Origin of the sequence: Paenibacillus pabuli (genome assembly GCF_039831995.1) — a bacterium.
Taxonomy (GTDB): Bacteria; Bacillota; Bacilli; order Paenibacillales; family Paenibacillaceae; genus Paenibacillus; species Paenibacillus pabuli_C.
The window spans coordinates 573,789-597,972 of record NZ_JBDOIO010000004.1; the positions used below are offsets into that span (position 1 = coordinate 573,789).

Annotated in this window: 21 protein-coding genes; 17 read left to right on the top strand and 4 right to left on the bottom strand. The window is 47.9% G+C overall.

Features of this window, described 5'->3' with window-relative positions; all coding sequences use genetic code 11:
- Positions 1 to 27 precede the first annotated feature (27 nt).
- From ABGV42_RS22205 to ABGV42_RS22270, 14 genes are all read left to right on the top strand, one after another.
- Entirely contained in the window at positions 28 to 1,179 is a 1,152-nt protein-coding gene (locus ABGV42_RS22205; protein ID WP_347383711.1) for a cysteine desulfurase family protein, read from the top strand.
- A 165-nt stretch (positions 1,180 to 1,344) separates the two neighbouring features.
- The gene (locus tag ABGV42_RS22210; protein WP_095289518.1) at positions 1,345 to 1,866 is read left to right on the top strand and encodes a PRC-barrel domain-containing protein; all 522 of its coding nucleotides are present in this window, start codon (positions 1,345 to 1,347) and stop codon (positions 1,864 to 1,866) included.
- A 10-nt stretch (positions 1,867 to 1,876) separates the two neighbouring features.
- Positions 1,877 to 2,086, top strand: a complete 210-nt coding sequence (locus ABGV42_RS22215; RefSeq protein WP_347383712.1) for a hypothetical protein — start codon at positions 1,877 to 1,879, stop codon at positions 2,084 to 2,086.
- 273 nt (positions 2,087 to 2,359) lie between these two features.
- The gene (locus ABGV42_RS22220) at positions 2,360 to 3,427 is read left to right on the top strand and encodes an AI-2E family transporter (protein ID WP_183522167.1); all 1,068 of its coding nucleotides are present in this window, start codon (positions 2,360 to 2,362) and stop codon (positions 3,425 to 3,427) included.
- A 451-nt stretch (positions 3,428 to 3,878) separates the two neighbouring features.
- Positions 3,879 to 6,500 carry an alanine--tRNA ligase gene (gene alaS / locus ABGV42_RS22225; RefSeq protein WP_347383713.1) on the top strand — a complete coding sequence of 874 codons (2,622 nt, stop codon included), beginning with the start codon at positions 3,879 to 3,881 and terminating at the stop codon, positions 6,498 to 6,500.
- Positions 6,501 to 6,629: 129 nt separating this feature from the next.
- Entirely contained in the window at positions 6,630 to 6,890 is a 261-nt protein-coding gene (locus ABGV42_RS22230; protein ID WP_024633073.1) for an IreB family regulatory phosphoprotein, read from the top strand.
- Between the two features lie 126 nt (positions 6,891 to 7,016).
- Complete coding sequence (gene ruvX, locus ABGV42_RS22235) at positions 7,017 to 7,433, top strand: Holliday junction resolvase RuvX (protein WP_239299364.1); 417 nt, start codon at positions 7,017 to 7,019, stop codon at positions 7,431 to 7,433.
- 12 nt (positions 7,434 to 7,445) lie between these two features.
- Positions 7,446 to 7,745 (top strand): DUF1292 domain-containing protein, encoded by a 300-nt coding sequence (locus ABGV42_RS22240; RefSeq protein ID WP_127538641.1) that lies wholly within the window; start codon positions 7,446 to 7,448, stop codon positions 7,743 to 7,745.
- Positions 7,746 to 8,060: a DUF1292 domain-containing protein gene (locus ABGV42_RS22245; RefSeq protein ID WP_347383714.1), complete on the top strand. Its 315-nt coding sequence runs from the start codon at positions 7,746 to 7,748 to the stop codon at positions 8,058 to 8,060.
- 75 nt (positions 8,061 to 8,135) lie between these two features.
- A complete protein-coding gene (gene mltG / locus ABGV42_RS22250) occupies positions 8,136 to 9,176 on the top strand; it encodes an endolytic transglycosylase MltG (RefSeq protein WP_347383715.1) in 1,041 nt (346 codons plus the stop codon).
- 14 nt (positions 9,177 to 9,190) lie between these two features.
- Positions 9,191 to 10,120 carry a peptidase U32 family protein gene (locus ABGV42_RS22255; protein WP_347383716.1) on the top strand — a complete coding sequence of 310 codons (930 nt, stop codon included), beginning with the start codon at positions 9,191 to 9,193 and terminating at the stop codon, positions 10,118 to 10,120.
- A 17-nt stretch (positions 10,121 to 10,137) separates the two neighbouring features.
- Positions 10,138 to 11,466, top strand: a complete 1,329-nt coding sequence (locus ABGV42_RS22260; protein WP_239299367.1) for a peptidase U32 family protein — start codon at positions 10,138 to 10,140, stop codon at positions 11,464 to 11,466.
- A gap of 231 nt (positions 11,467 to 11,697) precedes the next feature.
- Entirely contained in the window at positions 11,698 to 13,938 is a 2,241-nt protein-coding gene (locus ABGV42_RS22265; protein WP_431523668.1) for a methyl-accepting chemotaxis protein, read from the top strand.
- A gap of 133 nt (positions 13,939 to 14,071) precedes the next feature.
- Positions 14,072 to 15,880 (top strand): peptidoglycan D,D-transpeptidase FtsI family protein, encoded by a 1,809-nt coding sequence (locus ABGV42_RS22270; protein ID WP_347383718.1) that lies wholly within the window; start codon positions 14,072 to 14,074, stop codon positions 15,878 to 15,880.
- Here ABGV42_RS22270 and ABGV42_RS22275 read toward each other — a convergent pair.
- Entirely contained in the window at positions 15,859 to 17,055 is a 1,197-nt protein-coding gene (locus ABGV42_RS22275) for an AI-2E family transporter (RefSeq protein WP_347383719.1), read from the bottom strand. The genes ABGV42_RS22270 and ABGV42_RS22275 overlap by 22 nt on opposite strands.
- 172 nt (positions 17,056 to 17,227) lie before the next feature.
- Here ABGV42_RS22275 and ABGV42_RS22280 point away from each other — a divergent pair, with 172 nt between their 5' ends.
- Positions 17,228 to 18,652, top strand: a complete 1,425-nt coding sequence (locus tag ABGV42_RS22280) for a polysaccharide deacetylase family protein (protein ID WP_347383720.1) — start codon at positions 17,228 to 17,230, stop codon at positions 18,650 to 18,652.
- Positions 18,653 to 18,807: 155 nt separating this feature from the next.
- Here the strand turns inward: ABGV42_RS22280 and ilvD are convergent, their stop codons facing one another.
- The 3 genes from ilvD to ABGV42_RS22295 all read right to left on the bottom strand — a co-directional run bounded on the left by ilvD (position 18,808) and on the right by ABGV42_RS22295 (position 22,221).
- Positions 18,808 to 20,493 carry a dihydroxy-acid dehydratase gene (ilvD, locus tag ABGV42_RS22285; RefSeq protein WP_347383721.1) on the bottom strand — a complete coding sequence of 562 codons (1,686 nt, stop codon included), beginning with the start codon at positions 20,491 to 20,493 and terminating at the stop codon, positions 18,808 to 18,810.
- A gap of 312 nt (positions 20,494 to 20,805) precedes the next feature.
- Entirely contained in the window at positions 20,806 to 21,057 is a 252-nt protein-coding gene (locus ABGV42_RS22290; RefSeq protein WP_095289530.1) for a KGG domain-containing protein, read from the bottom strand.
- A gap of 123 nt (positions 21,058 to 21,180) precedes the next feature.
- A complete protein-coding gene (locus ABGV42_RS22295) occupies positions 21,181 to 22,221 on the bottom strand; it encodes an acyltransferase family protein (RefSeq protein WP_347383722.1) in 1,041 nt (346 codons plus the stop codon).
- Positions 22,222 to 22,442: 221 nt separating this feature from the next.
- Here ABGV42_RS22295 and ABGV42_RS22300 point away from each other — a divergent pair, with 221 nt between their 5' ends.
- Positions 22,443 to 23,408: a sugar kinase gene (locus ABGV42_RS22300; protein WP_347383723.1), complete on the top strand. Its 966-nt coding sequence runs from the start codon at positions 22,443 to 22,445 to the stop codon at positions 23,406 to 23,408.
- A gap of 86 nt (positions 23,409 to 23,494) precedes the next feature.
- Entirely contained in the window at positions 23,495 to 24,160 is a 666-nt protein-coding gene (locus tag ABGV42_RS22305) for a bifunctional 2-keto-4-hydroxyglutarate aldolase/2-keto-3-deoxy-6-phosphogluconate aldolase (RefSeq protein ID WP_095359776.1), read from the top strand.
- Positions 24,161 to 24,184 lie beyond the last annotated feature (24 nt).

Sequence of the window (24,184 nt, forward strand, 5' to 3'; positions counted from 1 at the left end):
ATTTCAACATATAACGGGGTGAATTCAATGAACAGAATTTATTTGGACCATGCTGCATCAACACCCATGCATCCGCAGGTGGCGGAAGCCATGATGAAAGTCATGACAGGCCAATATGGCAATGCCTCAAGCATACATGCCTTTGGACGGGATGCGAAGCGGACGGTTAGTGGAGCAAGGGACAGTATTGCGGCTTCCTTGGGCTGCTTCCCGGATGAACTCGTATTTACGGGTGGCGGCACGGAAAGTGATAATCTGGCGATCTTTGGCGCAGTTTATGCGCGAAAAGAGCAAGGGAAACACGTGATTACAACGGCGATCGAACATCATGCGGTTCTTCACAGCTGCCAGGAGCTTGAACATCAAGGTTATGAAGTGACCTATTTGCCTGTAGACGAGCATGGAAGAGTAAGTTTGGATGAGCTGCAGGAGGCTATTCGACCGGATACGGTATTGATTACGATGATGTTTGCCAATAACGAGGTAGGAACGATTCAGCCCATCCGCGAAATAGGGGAGCTGGCACGGAAGCATCAAATTTTATTTCATACCGATGCAGTACAGGCTCTGGGCACTCAAAACATCTCTTGTAAAGATCTTCCGGTTGACTTGATCAGTTTCTCTGCGCATAAAATTAATGGGCCCCAAGGCGTAGGGGCACTTTATGTACGTCGTGGCATTGTGCTGGAAGCCAGATCCCATGGAGGCCTGCAAGAGCGTCAGCGGCGAGCAGGTACGGAAAATATAGCAGGGATTGCCGGATTTGCAGAGGCACTTAAAATTGCGACAGCGCAAGCAGAGACGAATCGTCAGCATGATCTGGAATTACGGAAGCTTTTGTTGGAACAGCTGGAAACCCATGTAGGCAAAGCACATTTTCACGTGAACGGTCATCCCGAATATACGCTGCCCAACATTCTGAATATCAGTTTTCCTGGGGTATCTACAGAAACCATGTTAATGAATCTGGACATGGAAGGCATCGCGGTCGCGAGCGGTTCTGCATGTACGTCAGGCTCTCTCGAAGTATCTCATGTGCTTAAAGCAATGATGCTGCCGGAGGCATTTTTGCATTCAGCGATTCGTTTTAGCTGGGGATTGGGTAATACTACGGAAGAAATCATGAAAACCGCCGAAAAAATTGGAACCATTCTTGAACGATTGCGTAATAGACCCTAAGGGGCTCTTTTGCACATGGAACAGAAGGAGGGAAGAAGTTCCATTTCATCGGTTAGATAGAAGCGGTTTTGATGATCGGCGTCTGATTGCCACTCATCAACTTTGGGCATACCTAGCAATAGCGCCGCGCCTATTTAATGATAAGAAGATGAGGAGGACCCTGCGATGAAGCTTCAGGAAATGATCGGACTAGCCGTTTTTGATGTCGAGGACGGAAAGCAGGTCGGTAAAATCCAGGATTTCATTGTAAGTGACGATTGGAAAATTGAAGGCATTGAACTTGAGAACAAAGGCCTGTTTACCAATCATGTCAAAATCGTGCAGTGGCAAGACATTGTTGCCTACGGCGAAGATGCCGTCATGATCCGTAATCAACAGGCTGTCCGCAAGACGGGAGCCGACGACATAAAACACACGTATCTTCTTGGCCAGTCTAAATTGAAAGAGATGTCCGTGCTGACAGAAGAAGGTTTGCTGCTTGGACGAGTCTCCGATGTTTATTTTGACCAAGAGTTGGGAAATACAATAATAGGGATTGAAATTACGGACGGTTTTGTGTCCGATCTGATTGAGGGCCGTAAATGGCTGCCATGTACAAGCGATATGTCTATCGGGGAAAGTGCCATTATGGTGCCTCCACTGAGTGAACAGCGCTTGGAAAATGCCATTCATTCTGTTAATGGATAGGTGAATGTATATGAAATGTCCAAATTGTAGTTCAAAAGATATCGGGAAAATTGGTTCCCACCAGTTTTATTGCTGGGGTTGCTTTATTGAATTAAACGTAAATGGTGAGAAAATGTCTGTATATCAAGTCGAAGAAGACGGAACGCTCAGCTCTCTGGACGATCTGTTCTTCGGGGATGAGCTGCCACAGGACTTCCCTCACCTGCACGCATCTTCTTAAATGCCAGCGAAACTTCCTCTATATGGGGTTTTGTGACAACAAACGTCCTGGCCACTGTCGCATTTTGGTGACAGATAATGTGTATAGATGACAGTTACATAGCAGTCTGTCCATGCATTAATGTATGCTGGAGCAGGGTGCAGCATGCGTCTCCTTCCATTGTGAGGGAGGCGCTTTTTGTTTTCTCTTTTCCACATCTGTGCGGGGTTAATAAATATTCCCTTTCCTACATATACTGACTCTCAGAGCCAGTCCAAAGGGGAGAGGATGCAAGTGGAGCAATTAACCAAAAACAAGCTGTTCCGTTATGCCATCTGGCTGCTGCTCGGCTTGATCATTCTGTATTTTATATGGCTGCTGAGGCCTTTGCTGCTTCATATATACGGATTCTTGAAGACCGTATTGGCGCCGTTTATCGTGGCACTCATCATTTCCTATGTGCTTAATCCCATAGTGAGTATGTTGGGCGGAAGGAAGGTGCCACGCTCCATCGCCGTTTTGCTTATCTATGCGTTCTTCCTCACCTGTATCGGTGTCATATTAATGAATGTCATTCCGGTGCTGATTGAGCAGCTTGAAGAACTGAACGAGCATATGCCTGAATTGTCGATGCGCGCACAGAGTCTAATGAACAGTATGGACCATAAATTGATGCCGCCGAGTGTACGAACAGGTATGAACAGCTGGTTCTTCCAGATGGAGGACCGTCTTACCCAGGGCATAACGATGCTGATGGACAATATCGGGGCCACGATTAATGTGCTGTTTAACGTATTTATCGTGCCGTTTCTCATTTTCTATATGTTAAAAGATTTTGAGGTGTTCGAACGCACGGTTGTTGCGTATCTGCCGCGTTCTCGCCGCAAAGCCATCGTGTCCGTCATGAAGGAGATTGATACGGCACTCGGTAACTATATTCGTGGGCAGTTTATCGTCTGTGTAATTGTCGGCATTTTCGCCTATATTGGTTACGTGGTCATAGACATGCCTTACGCGCTGCTGCTGGCAAGCATTGTAGCCGTATTTAATATTGTGCCATACCTTGGCCCCTTCCTAGGTGCTGCGCCAGCTGTGGTCATGGCTTCAACCGTATCCGTCAAAATGGTCCTGCTGGTGGTCATCGTAAACACACTGTGCCAGGTACTGGAGAGCAATGTAATCTCCCCGCAGGTGGTAGGGCGGACGCTGCATCTGCATCCGTTGTCGATTATTTTTGCACTGCTGGTGGGGGGAGAACTGGCAGGGATTGTAGGTCTTATTCTGGCGGTGCCTGTTTTTGCCGTTCTGAAAGTCATCGTGCAGCACTTTTTTGCCTATTACATCAAGCGGAGAACGGATTGACCGACCGAGGGTGAATGCACCTCGAGGGTACATTGACACTCGCATGGCGTACCGATATAATGAAGTCACATGTTTCAAAAATGAAATCGATGATGAAATGAAGTACGCCGGGGGTTCCTTTCCTCAGAGAATAGACTTCTTCGGACCAGATTCAGATCTGACCGATGGCTGGAAGAGTCTTGAAAGTTGAAGCGGTGGAAAGCTGATTTCGGAGTGCAGGACAACCCTGCCGGGAGCGACCGTTATTCGCATCAACGAGGAGATTGCTGATTGGTCCGGATTAAGGGACAGGCAGCAATAACCAGGGTGGTACCGCGATAACATCGTCCCTGATATTTCAGGGGCGTTTTTTGTGTTTATTTTTGCAACAACAATAGTAATCGTAACAGCAATGTTAACCAGCCGGGGCTAATTAGCACCGGACCATTATAACTAATTGGGGGCAGTCCGTATGAAAGCCAGTGAAATCCGTTCCAAATGGATAGAGTTTTTTGCAAGTAAAGGTCACAAAATCGAGCCAAGTGCATCGCTCGTACCTCACAACGATCCATCCCTTTTGTGGATCAATGCGGGAATGGCGCCGCTTAAGCCGTATTTTGACGGACGTGAGAAACCGGAGAATCCGCGTCTTGCGAACTCCCAAAAATGTATTCGTACCAACGATATCGAAAATGTCGGCAAAACACGTCGTCACCATACGTTCTTCGAAATGCTCGGTAACTTCTCCATTGGAGACTACTTCAAAGAAGAAACCATTACTTGGGCTTGGGAATTCCTGACGAGCAAGGAATGGATCGGATTTGATCCAGAGCGCCTGTCCGTAACGGTATATCCGGAAGACGAAGAGGCTTTCAAACTGTGGAACGAAAAAGTGGGATTGCCCGCAGAACGCATCATCAAACTGGATGAGAACTTCTGGGATATAGGCGAAGGCCCATGCGGACCTTGTACCGAAATTTTCTATGATCGCGGCGAAGCCTATGGCAACGACATGAATGATCCGGAAATGTATCCGGGCGGGGAAAATGAACGTTACCTTGAAGTATGGAATCTGGTATTCTCCCAGTTCAATCACAACAAGGATGGCAGCTATACACCGCTTCCTAACAAAAACATTGATACAGGTGCAGGTTTGGAACGTTTTGCTTCCATTCTGCAAAACGTCGATTCCAACTTTGACACAGACCTGTTCCAACCGATGATTCAAAGAACAGCGGCACTTGCCGGTGTGAAATACAATGATAGCAATGAAATTGACGTTGCCCTGAAAGTTATTGCTGACCATATCCGTACCGTTGCTTTTGCAGTCGGCGATGGTGTTCTGCCGAGCAATGAAGGACGCGGGTACGTTATCCGCCGTCTGCTGCGCCGTGCGGTTCGCTACGGAAAAGTACTTGGCTTAGACCGCCCATTCCTCTATGAACTGACAACAACAGTCGGTGAAGTCATGGGAGTATACTACCCAGAGGTGGTAGATAAGCAAGAGTTTATCGCCAAAGTCATCAAAACCGAAGAAGAACGTTTCCATGAAACACTTAGCGACGGATTGTCCATTCTGGCAGACATCAGTGCTGCAGCCAAATCCGAAGGTCGTACGGTGATCAGTGGTCCGGAAGCATTCAAACTGTATGACACATACGGCTTCCCGTTTGATCTTACTGAAGATTATGCGGCAGAGCATGGCTTGACTGTCGATCGCGAAGGTTTCGATGCATCCATGCAAGAGCAGCGTGATCGTGCACGCGCAGGCCGTCAGGAAAGCGAAAGCATGAAGGTGCAGGGTGGACCACTTGCTGATCTGGAGGTTAAAAGCGAGTTTGTTGGTTATACTGACCTGTTGACGGAAGCAAAAGTGGTTGCCATCGTTGCAGGCGACGCCCTTGTAGATTCTGTTAACGAGGGACAAACCTGTCAGGTTATCCTCGACAAAACTCCGTTCTACGCTGAGAGTGGCGGACAAGTCAGCGACCAAGGCTTGCTGAGAGGACCAGGAGTTACTGCCAAAGTACAAGGGTTGTTCAAGGCTCCGCAAGGACAGCATGTACACATGGTAAGCGTGGAGTCGGGTGAATTGCGTGTGGGTGATGTAATCCAAGCAGAAGTGGATGCGTCGAAGCGCGGAGATATTATCAAAAACCATACGGCTACCCATTTGCTGCACAAAGCGCTTAAGGATGTTCTGGGTACGCATGTTAATCAGGCAGGTTCACTCGTGGAGCCGCAGCGCCTGCGGTTTGACTTCTCTCACTTCGGCAGCATTACGCCGGAAGAATTGACAGAGATTGAACGTCAGGTGAACGAGCAGATCTGGAATCGTCTGCATGTGAACATCGAATTGAAAGCCATTGATGAAGCCAAAGAGATGGGCGCCATGGCATTGTTCGGTGAAAAATACGGAGATATTGTACGTGTCGTACAAATCGGTGACTACAGTTTGGAACTTTGTGGCGGCTGTCACGTAAACAATACATCGGAGATTGGCATGTTCAAACTTGTCAGCGAGAGCGGTATTGGTTCCGGTGTACGCCGGATCGAGGCTGTAACAGGACGTGGTGCGTATCTCTTCGTTGAGAGTCAACTGGAGCTGCTCAAGCAATCGGCAGCCCTGCTCAAAGCCAATGTTGCAGATGTGCCTAAACGGATTGAAGGTCTGAACCAACAGCTGAAAGAAGCTGCGAGAGAAACCGAATCGCTGCAAAGCAAGCTGAGTGCCATGGAAGCAGGTTCGTTGACGGATCAAGTGGTACAGGCAGGAGATACACAAGTGCTCGCGGCCCGCGTAGACGCGCCGAACATGGATGCTCTGCGTAACGTCGCCGACGAATTGAAAGTAAAACTGCCTGATGCCGTGCTCGTTCTGGGTGCTCCAGCAGATGGCAAAGTGAACTTCGTGGTTGCTGTTCCTGCTGAGAAAGTGAAGCAAGGTCTTCATGCCGGTAAAATTGTCAAGGAAGTCGCGGCAGTATGCGGAGGCGGCGGAGGCGGACGTCCAGACATGGCACAAGCCGGAGGCAAGGATGCGTCCAAGCTGGATGAAGCGCTGAAACTGGCAGTTTCACTCATTGGTCAATAACGGACAAGCAAAAAACACAATTCCATTCTCCTTTGTTTACTCGTGGCAGTCAGAATATGTTATTATATAAGCAGAAATCAATTCGGCAGGACATGGTCCCCATGTTCATGCAGGAGCGAGGTGTCATCAATGGACTCCATGGATAAGACGGTTAAATTTAATGTGAAAGCTGACGAGCAGGAAGCATCCTCCAAAGAGATTCTTCTCACGGTGTATGATGCACTGGTGGATAAGGAGTATAATCCAATCAACCAGATTGTCGGGTACCTGATTTCGGGCGACCCCGCATACATTCCTCGTCATAACAACGCACGCAGTCTGGTCCGGAAAAAGGAACGCGACGAGCTGATTGAAGAGCTTGTACGTTCTTATCTGGCCAATCATCGGTAATGTATACCGCTTCCGCTGTAATGCAACCATGCATGCAGCGGGAAATGAACCGACAGAAGACAGCCTGAAGCTTGAGAAGGGGAGGATCTAATCTTCCTGCACGGGCTTGAGGATGGGAGAGCATGGATGAAAAAATTAGGTTTGGACTATGGGGACCGAAGAATCGGAGTTGCCGTTAGTGACGCCTTCGGTTGGACTGCCCAGGGATTAGAAGTGCTTGAACGCCGCCGGGATGAAGGTGAGTTTGGTCGCATTGCTGAACTTGTGCGTGAGCACGAAATCAGCGAGATCGTTGTCGGGCTCCCCAAAAACATGAACGGCACCGTAGGGCCGCGTGGTGAAATTTGCATTGCTTTTGCCGAACGCCTGCGGGGCGAACTGAATTTACCTGTTCACCTTTGGGATGAACGACTGACAACCATGGCAGCAGAACGAACGTTGATTGAAGCGGATGTCAGTCGAAAAAAACGCAAGCAGGTTGTGGACAAAATGGCCGCAAGCTTGATTTTGCAAAATTATTTGGACGCGAACAGTAAAAGGTGAGGGGGATCAACAATGGCTGAAGATCAACTGGGTATGGAAGAAGAATCGGAGATTATTTACATCGCGGATGACGAGGGCAATGAAGAAGAATTTGAAGTCATCATGAAGTTTGAAGTGGATGGATCGGAGGCCAAGTATATGATGGTTGCTCCGGTTGAACCTGAAGATGGCGAAACGGATGTATATGCATTCCGTTATGAAGAAGATGGCGACGATATTAAACTTTTCGTCATCCAAGATGATGCCGAATGGGATATTGTCGAGGAGACGTTTAATACATTTTTAGCTGAAGATGAAGAGGAAGCGAACTAAATGACGGAATATAGCCGCAAAGACCTGAAATGGACAGATTCACTGCGTCTGGCATTCGGTGCTCATGTTGAGCTCGAGGAAGAGAACGGTAAATCACAACCGTATGATTTGTTGGCTGAGTTTGAAGTGCATGGTCAACAGTACGCGGTGCTCCGCAGTTCATTGCGTCCTTATGACGAGGTTGAACTTCTGCGGGTGTTGCCAGGAAGCGAAGACCAGATCATGCCGGAGTTAGTTACGATTGATGATGACGATGAATGGGAGAGCATCTCGGAATTGTACGATGAGTGCACCCTCCCGATTGACGAAGATTAACCAGCTTCAAATTGAAGAAACCGGAAGGGCGGAGAAGTCCGCTCTTTTTGGTTGTGTAAAGGAGTTGTGTCTTTTTTGAAAGGGAAAGTCATATTAGTCATTCTGCTTATCATTGTAATCGTGGCCGGAGGGGCGGGTGCTGCAGTCTGGAACATGATGCGTCCCGTTGCGGTTTCGGCAGATCCGGTCGTATTCGAGATCAAAAGCGGATCAGGGACATCCCAAATTGCGGATCAGCTTGAACAAGAGGGGCTGATTCGAAGTGGTTTAGCCTTCAAGGGATATTTGAAATGGAAGAAGCAAGGATCGAGTTTTATGGCAGGTACATATTCGATGAATCCTGGCGTGTCATATGATGAGATTATTAGCAAGCTGAACAGCGGTGAAGTTGTACCGGAGGCAATGGTGAAATTTACGATTCCTGAAGGATATACCGTGCTGCAAATGGCCGATAAATTGTCAGCTGAAGGTGTCGTAGACCGTGAAGAATTCATCAAGCTGGCGAATGATCCATCTTCCTTCGATGTCGATATCATTAAGGATATTCCTGTGGATGAAGAACTTCGTTACGTGTTGGAAGGATATCTGTTCCCCGAAACCTATGAGCTCAAAAAGGACAGCTCCACCCATGACGTCATGCAGCGAATGCTTGAAGAATTTCAGACTAAAATCAATACCATACCGGATCTGGAATCCAAGCTGAAAGCCCGGAATCTCTCTTTGCATGAGCTGCTTACGATCGCTTCCCTTGTGGAGAGAGAAGTTGTGGTGGATGAGGAACGCGCTCTGGTCGCAGGTGTTATCGATAACCGGATCAAGCAGGACATGAAGCTGGAGATCGATGCGACCGTTCAATATTTGCTGGACAAGCCGAAGGCACGATTGTTGTTCAAAGACTTGAAGGTCCAAAGTCCGTACAACTCGTATCTCAATAAAGGACTGCCGCCAGGGCCGATTGCAAGCCCAAGCTTGGCCTCCATTGAGGCTGCTCTGGCACCGGAAGCTTCAGACTACCTGTTCTATGTTACGAAGAAGGATGGTTCATCCGGGCATCTGTTTGCCAAGACGTATAAGGAACATCAGCAAAATATAGCCAAAAGTAAGGCTGCGCAATAAGCGGAGGGATGTATATGAGTAAGAAACATGAACTGCTCGTTACGGCAGCAAATGTAAATGAAGCAGAAGTGCTGCTCCAGGCCGGAGCAGATGCTTTGTTAATCGGGGATGATCGTTTCGGCATGCGTCTACCCGGCAGTTTCACTGTGGAAGAGACGGCCGAAGTGGTTGCCATTGCTGCCAAACATCAGGCTCGTGTCTATGTATCCATGAATAACTTGATGTCCAACGAGCTATTGAAGGAGCTCCCTGAATATGTTCAGGCTTTGGGCAAAATCGGTGTTCATGCGGTGGAATTTAACGATCCATCGGTGCTGGCTGCGATTAAGGAGTATGCTCCCCATATTCAGCTGCACTGGAATGCGGAGATGACGTCGACGAACTACGCAACGGCCAACTATTGGGGCAATAAAGGTGCCAGTCGTGTCGTACTCGCCAGAGAGTTGAACATGGATGAACTGACGGAGATGGTCCCATTTTTGAAGGTAGAAGCTCAGGTTCAGGTGCATGGCATGACGAATATTTATCATTCCAAACGCAGTCTGGTCCAAAGTTATATGGCTCATCAGGGGCGTCCGGTGGAAGGGCACCTCGGTAAAGAACGCGGATTATTCCTGATTGAGGCTGAGCGGCGTGATGAGAAATTCCCGATTTATGAGGATATTAACGGTACGCATATCATGAGTTCTGAGGATATATGCATTCTGGAAGATCTTCATTTGTTGATGGAAGCTGGAGTGCACAGCTTCAAGATTGAAGGCATTCTAAAACCGTTGGTTTACAATGAGGCTGTTGTCCGGGCATACCGGACGGCAATTGATCGTTATACAGCAGATGCGGATGCATATGCTTTCTCGGATGAGTGGCTGGATGAGGTCCGCCAATTGCAGGACCCTGAACGGGAGCTGTCATTTGGCTTTTTCTATAAAGAACAGGTGTATTAATAGACGAGGTGAACGAAATGGAAACAGTGGCGGTACAGCGGAAGTTCTCAGGTAAACGTAACCGTCTGGACAAACCGGAGCTTCTTGCTCCGGCGGGAAATCTGGAAAAACTGAAATTTGCAATTCATTATGGTGCAGATGCAGTATATATTGGCGGTCAGGCCTATGGACTCCGTTCCAATGCAGACAACTTCAGCTTTGAAGAAATGCGCGAAGGTGTGGAATTTGCGAGTAAATACGGCGCCAAAGTATTTGTGGCTACCAACATTTATGCACACAATGAAGACATTGAGGGCATTGAGGCGTATTTGCAAAATTTATACAATGCGGGTATCGCAGCCGTAATCGTGGCAGACCCGGCAATTATCGAAGTCGCTCAGCGGGCTGTACCCGGACTTGAGGTGCACCTAAGTACGCAGCAGTCCACACTGAACTGGCAAGCCGTGAAGTTTTGGAAAGACGAAGGCCTCCCGCGTGTGGTTCTTGGGCGTGAAACCAGCTTTGAAGAGATCGAAGAGATCAAAGCTAACGTCGATATCGAAATTGAAGCCTTCATTCATGGTGCCATGTGTTCCTCTTATTCTGGACGCTGTGTACTCTCCAATCACTTTACAGATCGGGATTCCAATCGGGGCGGTTGCTGCCAATCTTGCCGCTGGAAGTATGATTTGTTTGAAGATGCCAGGGAAGACGCAGTGTGGGTTAGCGAAGAAGAAATGCAGATGCAAGCTCCTGCACCTTTCAAGCTGGGAGAAAACCAGCTGCCCCTGTTCCAGGAGCAGGACAATTCGTTTTCCATGGGATCGAAGGATCTGTGCATGATTGGCCATATCCCAGAGTTGATTGATGTGGGTGTGGATAGTTTCAAAATCGAAGGACGCATGAAGTCGATCCACTATGTGGCAACCGTCGTAAACGTATATCGTCAAGCGATTGATGCTTACATGGCGGATCCGGAAAACTATGTATTGAAGCCGGAATGGGTCGAGGAAATGAATAAGGCTGCCAATCGTCCATTAAACACTGGATTTTTCTATGATACGCCGGATCATGAGGATCACATTTATGAGCCTGAAGAAAAAGCAGTTCCTTATGATTTCGCCGGATTGGTCATGGGCTACGATGCAGCTACAGGAATGGCCACAATTCAGCAGCGGAATCATTTCAAGCCTGGACAGGAGATCGAATTTTTCGGTCCAAACGGTACCTTTTTCAAACAGGTTGTAGGTGAAATTCAGGATGAAGAAGGCAATGTATTGGACGCAGCACGACACCCATTGCAGTTAATCAAAATGAAGGTGGATCAGCCTGTATCCTACTTTGATATGATGAGAAAAAAGAAATAGGTTAAACGAACTACCTTTTGACAAAATTGTGTTATGAATTAACAATATGATGTTATGAATTTAACATTTACGCCCTCCGTATATCGGTATATGGAGGGCTTTTTTTTATAGAAAAATAGGAAAAAAGTTGCAAAATATTTTTTGAAAACAAAAGGGGAAAGGGGAAAACTGTCGAATATTACATAATCATAGGGGAGAGAAAGAAAAAACAATTAGCAAACTGGCAGGTGAATGGGATTGGTTCAAAAGAAGCAGAAGGACAGTGGGGAAAAGGTGAAAAAACCAGTGAAGGAAAAGAAACCGAAAGAGCAAAAGTTTAAAAAACTGAGCTTCTTAAAGGGCAAGACGGAAAAACCATCGAACAAGAAGCCGTTCAAACTGGATTGGAAAAAGATTCAGTGGAATAAGATGGGGGGGACAACGTTAACTCAAATCAGAAAGGCAAATCCGGTTAAATCGGTAGGAGTCAAACTATTTTTAATCTTTTTTGCGGGGATTATGATCTTTGTAATTAGTTTGGGTCTATTATCCTATTCGAAAGCCAAAAACACAATTGAGGAAAATGCCTCCCGGGCAAACCAGGAAACGATTGATCAAACCAAAGAAAAAATGGATATCATTTTGGAGCGATTTGTGGATACGTCTACCCAGATCTTCTTTGATCCGGAAATGCAATCCTTGTTGCAGAACATGTCTAATGCGGATTTGACAGCATACGATACGTTTATTAATTCAAGCTCCATTAACAAACAGTTATCCAATGTTGCATTTACAAATAAATCTATGGAAGCGATTTATCTGGTACCGACGGACGAAACCAAGTCCACCATGGGAACGGGTAGCAGCAGCTCTTCCATGGGTAATATTCGCAGCGAGGCTTGGTATGACGAGTTGGTACAGTCCGGCGGATATCGCTGGCTTCCTACAGAAGTCAAAGAAGACGGAAGTGCGCCAACGTTCCGAATCGCTCGTTCCATGAAAAACCTGCAGGGGACAAATCAGTCCTATGTATTGGTCATTGAGTTGAAACTGGAAGTTCTGGAGGAACAGTTGAAATCGCTTAATCTGGGAGATGGAGCTGTAATTCAGCTCATTGCTCCAGATAAAAAGGTTGTTGCCTCAACGATTCCGGACCGTACAGGTAAGGAGACAGAGCTTGCTTTTTACGGAGAATTGACTGAACAGACGGGCAGTACCAATGCAGAGTATGCGGTTGATGGGGAATCTACCGATATGCTCGTGGTTTACAGTACGATGGAGACGTCGGATTGGAAGTTGATTGGAATGGTGCCTACTTCAATGCTGGTTAAGGATGCCAAGGGCATTTTGACACTGACATTGTGGATGGCATTGGTCGATGCGGCTATTGCGGTATTGATTGGGGTATGGATGGTACGCATGATCGCCCGTCCGCTGGGAAGATTGAAAGACCTCATGCAGGAAGGCGCCAAAGGAAATCTGAAGGTACGTACACCGTTTACCTCCAAAGATGAAATTGGCCAGCTATCAGCGGCCTTCAATCTGATGATGGAACAGATTACGAAGCTGGTTGAACAAACGAATCGTTCCGCACAGGAGGTGCTGGATACCGCTTCCGAGCTTAGTAATGCATCCAAGAAAACAGCCATTTCTGCGTCGGAGATTGCGGTGGCAACGGAAGAGATTGCAGGTGGTGCAAGCAGCCTGGCAACGGAAGCTGAGCGTGGTAATGAGTTGACCGATAATATCTCCCGTCAGATGCAGAGTGTCGTTGCCGCGAACGAGGAGATGGGACAATCCGCTCGTCATGTGGAACAATCCAGTGAGACAGGAACGAAGCACTTGAATCAACTCATGACGAAAACCCAGAAGACCGAAGAGATGATCGGTGCATTGGTGAACAAGGTGGACTCACTGAAAGAGAGCACGTCTTCCGTTCTGAAGGTTCTGGATGTGCTTCAGAATATCACGAAGCAGACCAACATTTTGTCACTGAATGCCACAATTGAAGCAGCACGTGCCGGTGCAGCCGGACGCGGATTCATGGTTGTTGCTGGTGAGGTTCGTCAGCTCGCCGAGCAATCCAGACAGTCCATCGACATGGTGGGCGATATTACCGATAAAATCATGCATGAGATGAACGAAACTGTCGATGCACTGTCCAATGTCAATCCCTTATTCCGGGAGCAAATGGATGCCGTCAAAGATACCAATGTGATCTTTGCTTCGGTTCAGCAGCAGATGGGTGCGTTTGTAGAGAAGCTGGACATGGTCACGGACTCCATTGGGGATCTGAACAAGTCCCAAGTTACATTGTCTGAGGCGATGAGTAATGTAAGTGCAGTAGCCGAGGAATCCTCCGCAACCTCTGAAGAAGTGGCTTCCTTGAGCAGCGAGCAGCAGAACATTAGCAACCAGTTGGTGAACCTGTCCGACAAGCTGGAGAATGTATCCACTGAATTGAAAAATACACTGTCCCGCTTTACGGTTTAACGACTTATAGACTAAAGTGGCATACTTCAATAAACCTGTTCCTGATCTGGAGCAGGTTTATTGCTGTTTACCGGATAATTCCAGATGGAATGAAACATACTATGCCAAAAATGAAAAAGGGAGATCGGGAAGCATGCATGTACAACTAAAAAGAAGAATTTATGTTGGTTGTGTCTTCCTGACCTTCATTTTTGCAATCCTTATCCTTCGTCTCGGGTGGATTCAGATGATTCAGGTGAATCGAGTCATGCCGGGATTTCAGCGAACGGTTCGTGAGATGTCGGTTTTGCAGCGTGAACGGGGGGTTATGCTTGACCCAGGCCGGGGACAGATCACGGACCGAAAGGGAAAATCGTTAACGGGAAACCTGCAATGGGGGCTTGTGCTTTTTCCGCACTCTGGACAAAGGAATGACCAATCCATGATGAATACGACAAACGTCAGATGGAAGCAGCTGGCAGCTATACTACATACGGATACAACACGGCTCATGAAAGAGTGGGAGCAGGGATATGCTCCTCATTTCTGGACAGCAGGCACACATCAACCGATGGTATTGGATAAGGTACAAGTAGCGAAGCTTCGTGAATTCGAAGAAGACGGCGCCAGCGTATATCCCGTGATGTCACGTTATGAAAAAAGACGTACAGGCATGCAATGGCTAGGGTATCTGGCTGAACAACCTGAGGTTCTGAGTGTGAGAGATCATCATACAGATGAAGTGAAACAACCTTTTGCGCTGAAGTCCGGGGCAGCTGGGCTCGAAAGGACGCTTGACTCTCTATTGATGGGAATGGGCCCAACCTTGTTGACTCGAACGGTATCTGGTTCAGGTGAGGTTATTCCCGAATACCAACCAAGGGTTATTGCCCCGAGAAACAGTCACTATCCTTTAAAGGTGGAGACCACAGTCGATGCAGACATACAGCTAGGGGTAGAACGGATTGCGGAGGAATCGGGCATGGAAGAGGGGGCGATCGTTGTGCTTGACACGACAAATGCGGATGTACGCGGAATGGTCTCTGTTCCATTTTACGATCCGCAGCATGTGGATCCGGCCAACTCCTCCTGGGCGAATCGTGCTGTGCAGAGTGCTGTGCCTGGTTCGATTTTCAAAATTGTTACGGCTGCAGCAGCTCTGGAATCACAGGCTGTGTCCACCAAAGACACCTTTCATTGTGGCGGGGAATGGGGAAAATACGGGTTATCCTGCTGGAAAGAACATGGGCACGGCGATCTGAAGCTGGAACAGGGCTTCGCCGAGTCCTGTAATATTGTTTTTGCCGAAACGGCCCGCCGCCTCAGTATGGAGCAATTGGAACGAACAGCCGATGCTTTGGGCTTGGCACGGACCATCGGTTGGGAGGGGAAGAACATGGCTGGAATGCCGGTGCTGCGTCATTTTGATCACGAAGATGCAGGGCGGGTACGTACATCAGCAGTCTCCTCAGAGGATGAAGGAGCCCGGGTACAGACAGCCATTGGTCAGCGAGATACCCGGGTATCCCCGCTGCAGGCGGCGAATCTGATTGTGACCCTGCTTCATGATGGCAATGTTCAGGCACCGCGGCTTGTACAGCGTATCCGATATGCTGATGGCGATGTGATGCTTGAGATGCCCTCGCATCAATCACCTTCAGAAGCCGGCCAGATCTCTCCCGCAACGTCTCATCAACTCCTGAGATGGATGCGTGAGGTTGTGACGGATGGAACCGGAAAAACCCTGCAACGGGCGCGGTGGCACGTTGCAGGGAAGTCGGGTACCGCTCAGGTGGAACAGAATGGGCGGAAACGTAATCATCAATGGTTTATCGGATATGGCCCTATAGAGCAGCCTCGATATGCGGTCGCTGTTGTGGTCCAGAACGTAACACCAGGTGGGCACCATCAGGCTACGGATATCTTTCGCCGTGTTATGGATTATTTGGCCGAATCATCATGATTCGTAGCCTGGACTCGAGCTTCAGCAGGTGATTCCGTGTTCACGCCCGCTGCATCATCCGCAGGCGTACCCATGACTAACGGAGAAGAATCAAATTCATCTTTGGGCAGATGTATCCATCGCTGTAAATAGCCCTGCTGCAACAATTCCTTTAGCAAAATCAGCAGCACTGGAGATAGTACAACTCCGGCAAGGCCGAATATGGAGAGTGAGATCAGCATAAATGAAAGCATCAGATATGCGGAAGACACCCCGATCGAGTTGCCGGATATTTTCGGTTCAAGCAGCTGGCGTGTCAGCATCGTAATCACGAGAACGACGATTAGACCAATGGCCAAGCTGCTGTTACCTACGATGAACAGATAGACAATCCATGGAATAAATATGACGGGAACCCCCAGAAGAGGCACCAAATCAAATACCGCACAAACTGCAGCGATCGTAAAGGCATTATTGGTTCCAAGAATGAGCAGTCCAACATAAATCAATACAAAGGTAATCAACATCATGATCATCTGTGCCTTCAAGTACGAACGAATAGTTTTGAAGACATGATTACGCATAAAAGCCATAGCCGTCTTCAATGTTTTCGGTGTCTTGGCACGGGCAAACTTACGCCAGGATTCAATCTCGATACTGAGAAAGAAGGCAAGAATGATCGCAATCCCGAAGTTTGTAATAAAGGATGAAAATGAACTGAGAAATCCAATAATGAATTGTGCACCATTGGTCACCCAACCGGACAGGAAACCGGTAAGTGTTGCAAAATAATCGTTTATCTTCTCGATAATACCAGGAGGAAGAGCATTCCACTTATCCTGAAGAAAGTAGGCTAGATTGGTGAACTCGCTCTGCAGCAGCTCCACATAGCGAGGAAAGTTATCCTGCAGATTAGATATTTGAGAGATGATAATCAGACCCACACCAAAAAAGGCAGCAACAATCAGTGCGAGAAAAAGCAAAACCGATATCGCGGCTCCCAGCGTTTTGGGCAGACCCCGGCGATTCAAAAAGCGGGCCAGCGGTTCAATCATCCAGTAAACGATAAATGAAAGAAACACAGGTGCAGCCAATTGATACAACCGGCTAAAGCCATACATGATAAAATATACAGTTAACACAAGTAAAGCGATGTCAAAAACAGTACGTCCATATTTTTTATAAAGCGGTAACATGGGCAGGGCTCCTTCGTCCGTCATTCATTCCATTTATTGTACACGATCGGCTTGTTTTTTGGAAAACAGGATTTAAGAAAAGTTAAAATTGTGATAAAATTAAAGGCGATTTATTTTCCATAGTACTTCGGATTGGAGCAGTCATTCAGCAAGAGAAGCGGGGAATCAGAGCATGACAAATTTACTTCAGAGCCTATTTTTATGGGCATTGTACATTTCATCTTTTTACGCCTTTATTCCAAGTTTGATCAGCAGACTCTTCGGGCTGCGCGTGTTCAGGCGTGGGAAAAGCGATACACAGTTTGCATTAACATTCGATGATGGTCCCGATCCTGTATACACGCCAAGGTTGCTCCAGTTGCTGAAGCAATACGATGCCAAGGCGACTTTTTTTGTGGTTGGGGAGCATGCGGCCAGTCACCCGGAACTTATCCAGCACATTCATGAGCAGGGGCATCTGATCGGAATCCATAACTATATTCACAAAACAAATTGGTTGATGCGGCCGCGTACGGTAAAAAGTCAGATACAGCGAACAGGCCAGATTATACAGGAAGTCACGGGGGTAAAGACCTGTTATTATCGTCCACCTTGGGGAATTATGAACCTGTTTGATTTTTTCAGCAGAAAGGATCGCCAGATTGTCCTGTGGTCTTCCATGTTCGAAGACTGGAGAAGCCGTGTCGGAGCCAAGAAATTGACGGAACGCATGCTGAAAGAGCTAAGAGGCGGAGAAGTCATGCTGCTGCATGACCGGGGCACCACGCTTGGGGCCGATGCACATGCACCCGAACAGATGCTTCAGGCTTTGGAAGTTGTACTGCAAGAGGCCGAGCGGCAGGGATTGCAAAGTGTACGCATCGATACCTTGATGGGAGGAGGCATTACATTGAGTGAATCTCAGAAAACGAGTCCATCTCAGACCACATTATCCCCATGGAAACGAACTGTGGTTGCTGCATGGTTAGGCTGGGAGAAGTTGTTCCACTGGGTATACCATCTGCGAACAGCTTCGCCTGAAGATCCGTTGCTTCATTATCGATCCCGTGTATATCACGGTGCGTTGGTTGAAATGAGCGAGGGGCAAGTCATTCGAAACGGGGATCCGGTTATTGAACTTCATTTTGATAATAAAAAATTATTCGAACTCGGCATGACCTCGCGGTCCAGCATGCATCTGGCCATCCGTATGATTCGGGCCATGGAACAGCAGCTTCCCGATCTGGCACGGCAGATTGCATCGGAACCTGAACTTCGTTCTGCCAAAGCACTCTACGGTGTAAGCATGATTAATCGGGGACCGGAGAAATTCGGATTTACCGTTAAGGATCTGCCGCCGGGACCTTTCAGTTCGGCCTCTAAGGTATATCTCAAACTATTGCTTAGCGTGATTCATCCTTCAGGAACCAAGCGCCTGAAACAGCGATCCGAGCAATTGGTTCCCAAGATGATTGCCATGCCGCTGGGTACATTAATGGAGCGTTACGGACAACATGCCCTTGTAGCTGCAACATCGGAACAGATGCAGACGGACTTGATTGAAGCTGAAACGGATGTGCTGTCCGGCGCTGAATTGAAAAACACACCAACAGGTTAGTAAACAGTAAACAGAACGGTATTATTCATACTTAAATCGATTGTATCTATACCCATGCAAAAAGGGTTGCTCCCTTGCCAACACTGGCAGAGGAGCAACCCTTTTATTTTGTATTTTGCTTCCGATAGCAAAATCAATTGAAAGAACGAATGAAATTAAATGCTCAGAACTCCACCGTTACTTGCGTTGGTAACGAGTTTGGAATAACGAGCCAGATAACCGGTTTTTACTTTTGGCTCGAAACCTTTCCAGTTCGCACGGCGACGTTCAAACTCTTCGTCACTGATATGCAGTTCGATGATACGATTATTCAGGTCAAGTTCGATGATATCGCCTTCTTCAACAAAGGCAATTGGACCGCCTTCGGCTGCTTCCGGAGAGATGTGGCCGATACTGATACCGCGGGATGCACCAGAGAAACGTCCATCGGTGATCAGGCCGACTTTGGCACCGAGACCCATACCTACGATCTGGGATGTTGGGGCAAGCATCTCAGGCATACCTGGTCCGCCTTTTGGTCCTTCATAACGGATAACGACAACGTGTCCTTCTTTTACTTTGCCGTTTGCAATACCTTCCAGTGCTTCTTCCTGAGAATCGAAGCAGATCGCAGGACCTTTGTGGTAGCCGCCAACCGAAGCATCAACCGCACCGACTTTGATGATGGCGCCTTGCGGTGCAAGGTTACCGAACAATACAGCCAGTCCACCCTTTTCGGAGTGCGGGTTATCCAGCTTGTGGATAACATTCGTATCCTGAATCTCTTGTCCCTCTACATTCTCACGAATAGTTTTACCTGTTACGGTAATACAATCAGCGTGGATCGCGCCTGGTTTCTTCAGCAATTCGTTCAGAACTGCACTTACGCCGCCGGCATTGTGTACATCTTCAATGTGCAGGTCGGATGCAGGTGCAAGCTTCGCCAGATGAGGTACGCGGTTAGCCACTTCATTGATACGTTCGATTGGATATTCGATGCCTGCTTCATGAGCCAGAGCCAGTGTGTGCAGAACGGTGTTGGTTGAACCACCCATAGCCATATCCAGTGCGAATGCGTTGTCGATCGCTTCAACAGTAACGATATCGCGTGGTTTCAAATCCATTTTGATCAGTTCCATTAATTGTTTCGCGGATTGTTTAACAAACTCACGACGCTCAGGAGCTACAGCCAAAATGGTACCGTTACCTGGCATAGCCAGTCCCATGGCTTCAGCCAGACAGTTCATGGAGTTTGCTGTGAACATACCAGAGCAGGAGCCACAAGTTGGGCAGCCGAACTGTTCAAGCTCGAGCAAGCTCTTATCGTCAATTTTACCTGCCTGGAATGCACCTACGCCTTCAAATACGGAAGTCAGGGACAGGGCCTTACCATTGCTGTCACGACCTGCTTTCATTGGCCCGCCGCTGACAAACACGGTAGGGATATTGCAGCGGAGTGCGCCCATCATCATGCCTGGTGTGATTTTATCACAGTTCGGGATACAGACCATGCCGTCGAACCAGTGCGCGGATACAACCGTCTCAACAGAATCGGCAATGATATCACGGCTTGGCAGCGAGTAACGCATGCCGATATGTCCCATGGCAATTCCATCGTCTACGCCGATGGTGTTGAATTCGAATGGAACGCCGCCGGCTTCACGAATGGCATCCTTAACAATTTTACCGAATTCCTGCAGGTGAACGTGGCCAGGCACGATATCAATGTAAGAGTTACATACAGCGATAAACGGCTTGCCAAAGTCCTCTTCTTTAACGCCCGCTGCGCGGAGCAAACTCCGGTGTGGTGCACGGTCAAAACCTTTTTTGATCATATCGGAACGCATCTTATTGGCTGACATGGTGTATTTCCCCCCAAATATATAATATTGAGCAACATGAATGGAAATATAAATGGCAGTACATCTGTCGTTTAATTTCATCCGTACTCTAAAAAATAACCGACATGGCCGGCTTCGAGCTTCCCGTAGTTTATGAAATTCTTTGCTGCTTTAAACCCGTGAACAACCCGGTTTTTCTATAGAGTCTATCACAACCGTCGTCATATTTCTACAATCAATAGAAAGAAGCCGTATCTCAATTTAATAGAGCTCGGCTTCCTCAACAGCAATATAATGTTGAGTAATTATTCGGAGAAGATACGGTGCGAAAGGCTAGTTGCTTCCGCCCTTGCGTCCTATCTCACGATAGAATTCTTTGGTATGCGTTTCGGAGGTTGCTTCGCCACCCTTGCGGCCAATCTCCTTGTAAAAATCGGAATCATGAGCATCCGAGGTCGCTTCTCCACCTTTTTTGCCTATCATTTGGTAAAAGCTGCGGTCATGATTTTTGGAGGTGGCTCTGCCACCCAATCGGCCTGCTTCCTCGCGACTCATTTTTTGTCCAGCTGTCTGTGAACGTGCCATTACAAATCACTCCTTAAAGGATAAGTTGTTTTTTGTAGCGCGTATCCCTACTTACCACGTTGCTTCCAGCCTGAAACAAGCCGATTGTCTTGGAAAGTAAGGGGGCGAGGCGCATATGGACATTCACGCGGAGCGTTTGAATATTTCACGGCGATGCAGGGAAAACCGTGAGATATCCGGTTCAATGACGGGCCGAAAGGCGTGGCGTATCGCGGGTTGGGCCAATATTACAGCAAACATGACGGCAATGACAACAATCACCGGAATGTATAGCCCGCTTTCAATATAATTATAAACTCCTGACCAGATCACAAGGCGAACAAGAAATCCGTGCAGGAGAAAAACATAAAGCGTACGCCGTCCCATATCGGTCAGTTTGGATGTCAGAGAAGGTACCCAGGCCAGGAAGAGTGCTCCTGAGATCATTTCCAGCGCATAAATTGCAAGACGATATATTCCGGCATACCACTCATGGTGACCGAGTTCAACATAAGTCATGCTGCCCATCAGCCAACCTGTGGAGATTTGGAGTCCTCCCAAACCTATCCATATCAAAAGAACAGCAGATAATACCGCTGCGGCACGACGCCCCCATCCTGTTCGTACATAGGAACGAATGGACGCTCCGTAGTCGTAACCGATCATGAAGAAAGGGAGAAACACAAACGTTCGGCTGAAACTGAGCCAAAATCCGTCCACAGGCAAGTAACCAGCGATTACTCCAAGTAGAATGGAGGCGATAAGCCGGTAAATCGGCTTCCACGACAAGGCTACCCTGAGCAGAAGTCTCCAGCAGAAATGGCTGGCCAGAAACCACAGCAGCAAATAAGGTGCAAAAAAAGACAGTTTCATGTGGGGGGTGTGGAACACCGTAAAATCCATTAAAGCATATAAAGATTGAAACAGAACGTATTGAAGCGCAATTTGTTTAAGCACTTTGCGTCCGGGTTCCCCTTGAGGGGCATGTCTGGCAAAGTATCCGGTAACCCACACGAATAACGGCATATGGAATGTATATATCCACAGGAACAGAGCCTCTGCTCCCGCAAAGCGTGTAATGAGCGGTTCAAGAGCATTGCCGACGAGTACGCAGACAATAAGCATAAACCGCAAGTTATAAAAAAATGATTCCTGATCACCACGGATTCCAATACGGTTGTTCATGTTGTAACCCTCCTGTTGATCCCACGTTAAAGGCCATCTGTATCTTTCATAAGGGTAATACGGATGTGCAGTAATCATTGTGATATAATTCACAATAGAAAGCGCTATCCTTTCCTGGAGCTGTGACAACAAAATGAACGAGCGGGATTGACAACGGTTGCATAGAGGATGACAATGGAAAAAGAAGATGAGGAATTGTAAATATAAGGAGGCAAGAAACGATGTCAACGAATACCCGCCAAAGCCCTGAAATTGTTACATTCGGTGAAAGTATGGGTTTGCTGACAGCCAAGGATACAAGAGGACTTGAATACGCGGCTTCATTGGACAAGTCGTTTGGCGGCGCAGAGAGCAATCTGGCCATTGGTGTGTCTCGCCTGGGCCATACAAGCGGCTGGTTTGGGCGCTTGGGGCATGATCCCATCGGCACCATGATCTTAAAAGCGATTCGTGGTGAAGGTGTAGATGTATCCAGGGCACGATTGAGTGACACAGAGCCGACAGGTCTGATGATTCGTGAGAACGCTTCCGGGAAATCCTCTGTACATTATTATAGGAAACTATCCGCTGCAAGTGCCATGACTCCGGACGATCTCGATCCGGACTACATTGCTGGGGCACAAATTCTGCACGTTACAGGCATAACTGCCGCTATAAGTCCTTCGGGTTTGTCTACAGTGGAAGCCGCTATACATATAGCCAAACAGGCTGGTGTAAAAGTAAGTTTTGATCCGAATCTGCGTCTTAAACTCTGGTCAGCAGAGCAGGCACGTCCGGTTTTGCTTCGTCTGGCAGAGCAGGCTGACTACTTTTTGCCGGGACTGGATGAGATGAAGCTTCTGTATGACGAACAGGATGAGCAGAGGGTATTTGAGCGTCTGTCAGCTCTGAGTGCAATCTCCATCGTCAAGGGCGGTCCTGATTTGACCTATGTATTGGTGAATGGTACCCTAACGGAAGTTCCGTACTTCAAGGCGGAACATGTGCTGGATACGGTTGGAGCGGGAGATGGATTTTGTGCAGGGTTCCTATCAGGCCTGCTCAAGGGATACTCTCCGCAGGAAGCTACCCGGCTGGGTAATTTAACCGGTTCCATGGTAATACAGGCCGTGGGTGATTGGGAGGCGCTTCCGACATGGGAGCAAGTCGAGGCCAAGCTGAACAACGTAGCCCATGTTGAGCGCTAGTCGCTGCTGAAATCATGTAAGTCTCATCTTCGTTCTTCAATTGTAAGGCTTGCAATGACAACCACATTGATAAGGGAGAGAATGAAATGAAGAAGCTTCAGCTGCTGCAAAAAATAACGGATAACGGGGTTGTCGCCGTACTTCGGGCCGACTCTGCCGACCAGGTCATCGCCATGGCCGAGCAAGCCATTGCCGGCGGAATCAAGGTGATTGAAATTACCATGACGGTTCCCAGTGCACTCAAAGCCATTGAGAAACTGAGCCGAGTCTACCACTGGAACACACAGGATCCCGAGAAGTTTGCCATCATAGGGGCAGGAACAGTGCTTGAGCCCCAGACAGCAAGAGCTGCAATCATGTCAGGTGCTGAGTTTGTTGTCGGACCTTCCCTGAATCCGGATACTGTTCAGATCTGCAATCTCTATCGAATTCCGATCCTGCCTGGCGTGATGACCATTGCCGATGTTCAACGTGCGCTGGAACTTGGTGTGGACATCGTGAAGTTGTTCCCAGGCAATCTGTATGATCCATCGATTATCAAAACGATGAAAGGGCCTATGCCTCAAGCGAATTTTATGCCGACCGGCGGGGTATCCTTGTCCAATCTGGGCGATTGGATCAAGGGAGGAGCGGTAGCCGTGGGGATCGGGTCTGACCTGACTTCCGAAGCGATGAAAACAGGGGATTTAAGTCATGTTCGCCGCAAGGCGGAACAATATATGGATGCTTACCGTAAAGCGAAAGCTGAATAAAAGGCAAGGCGGGGAATAGGAGCT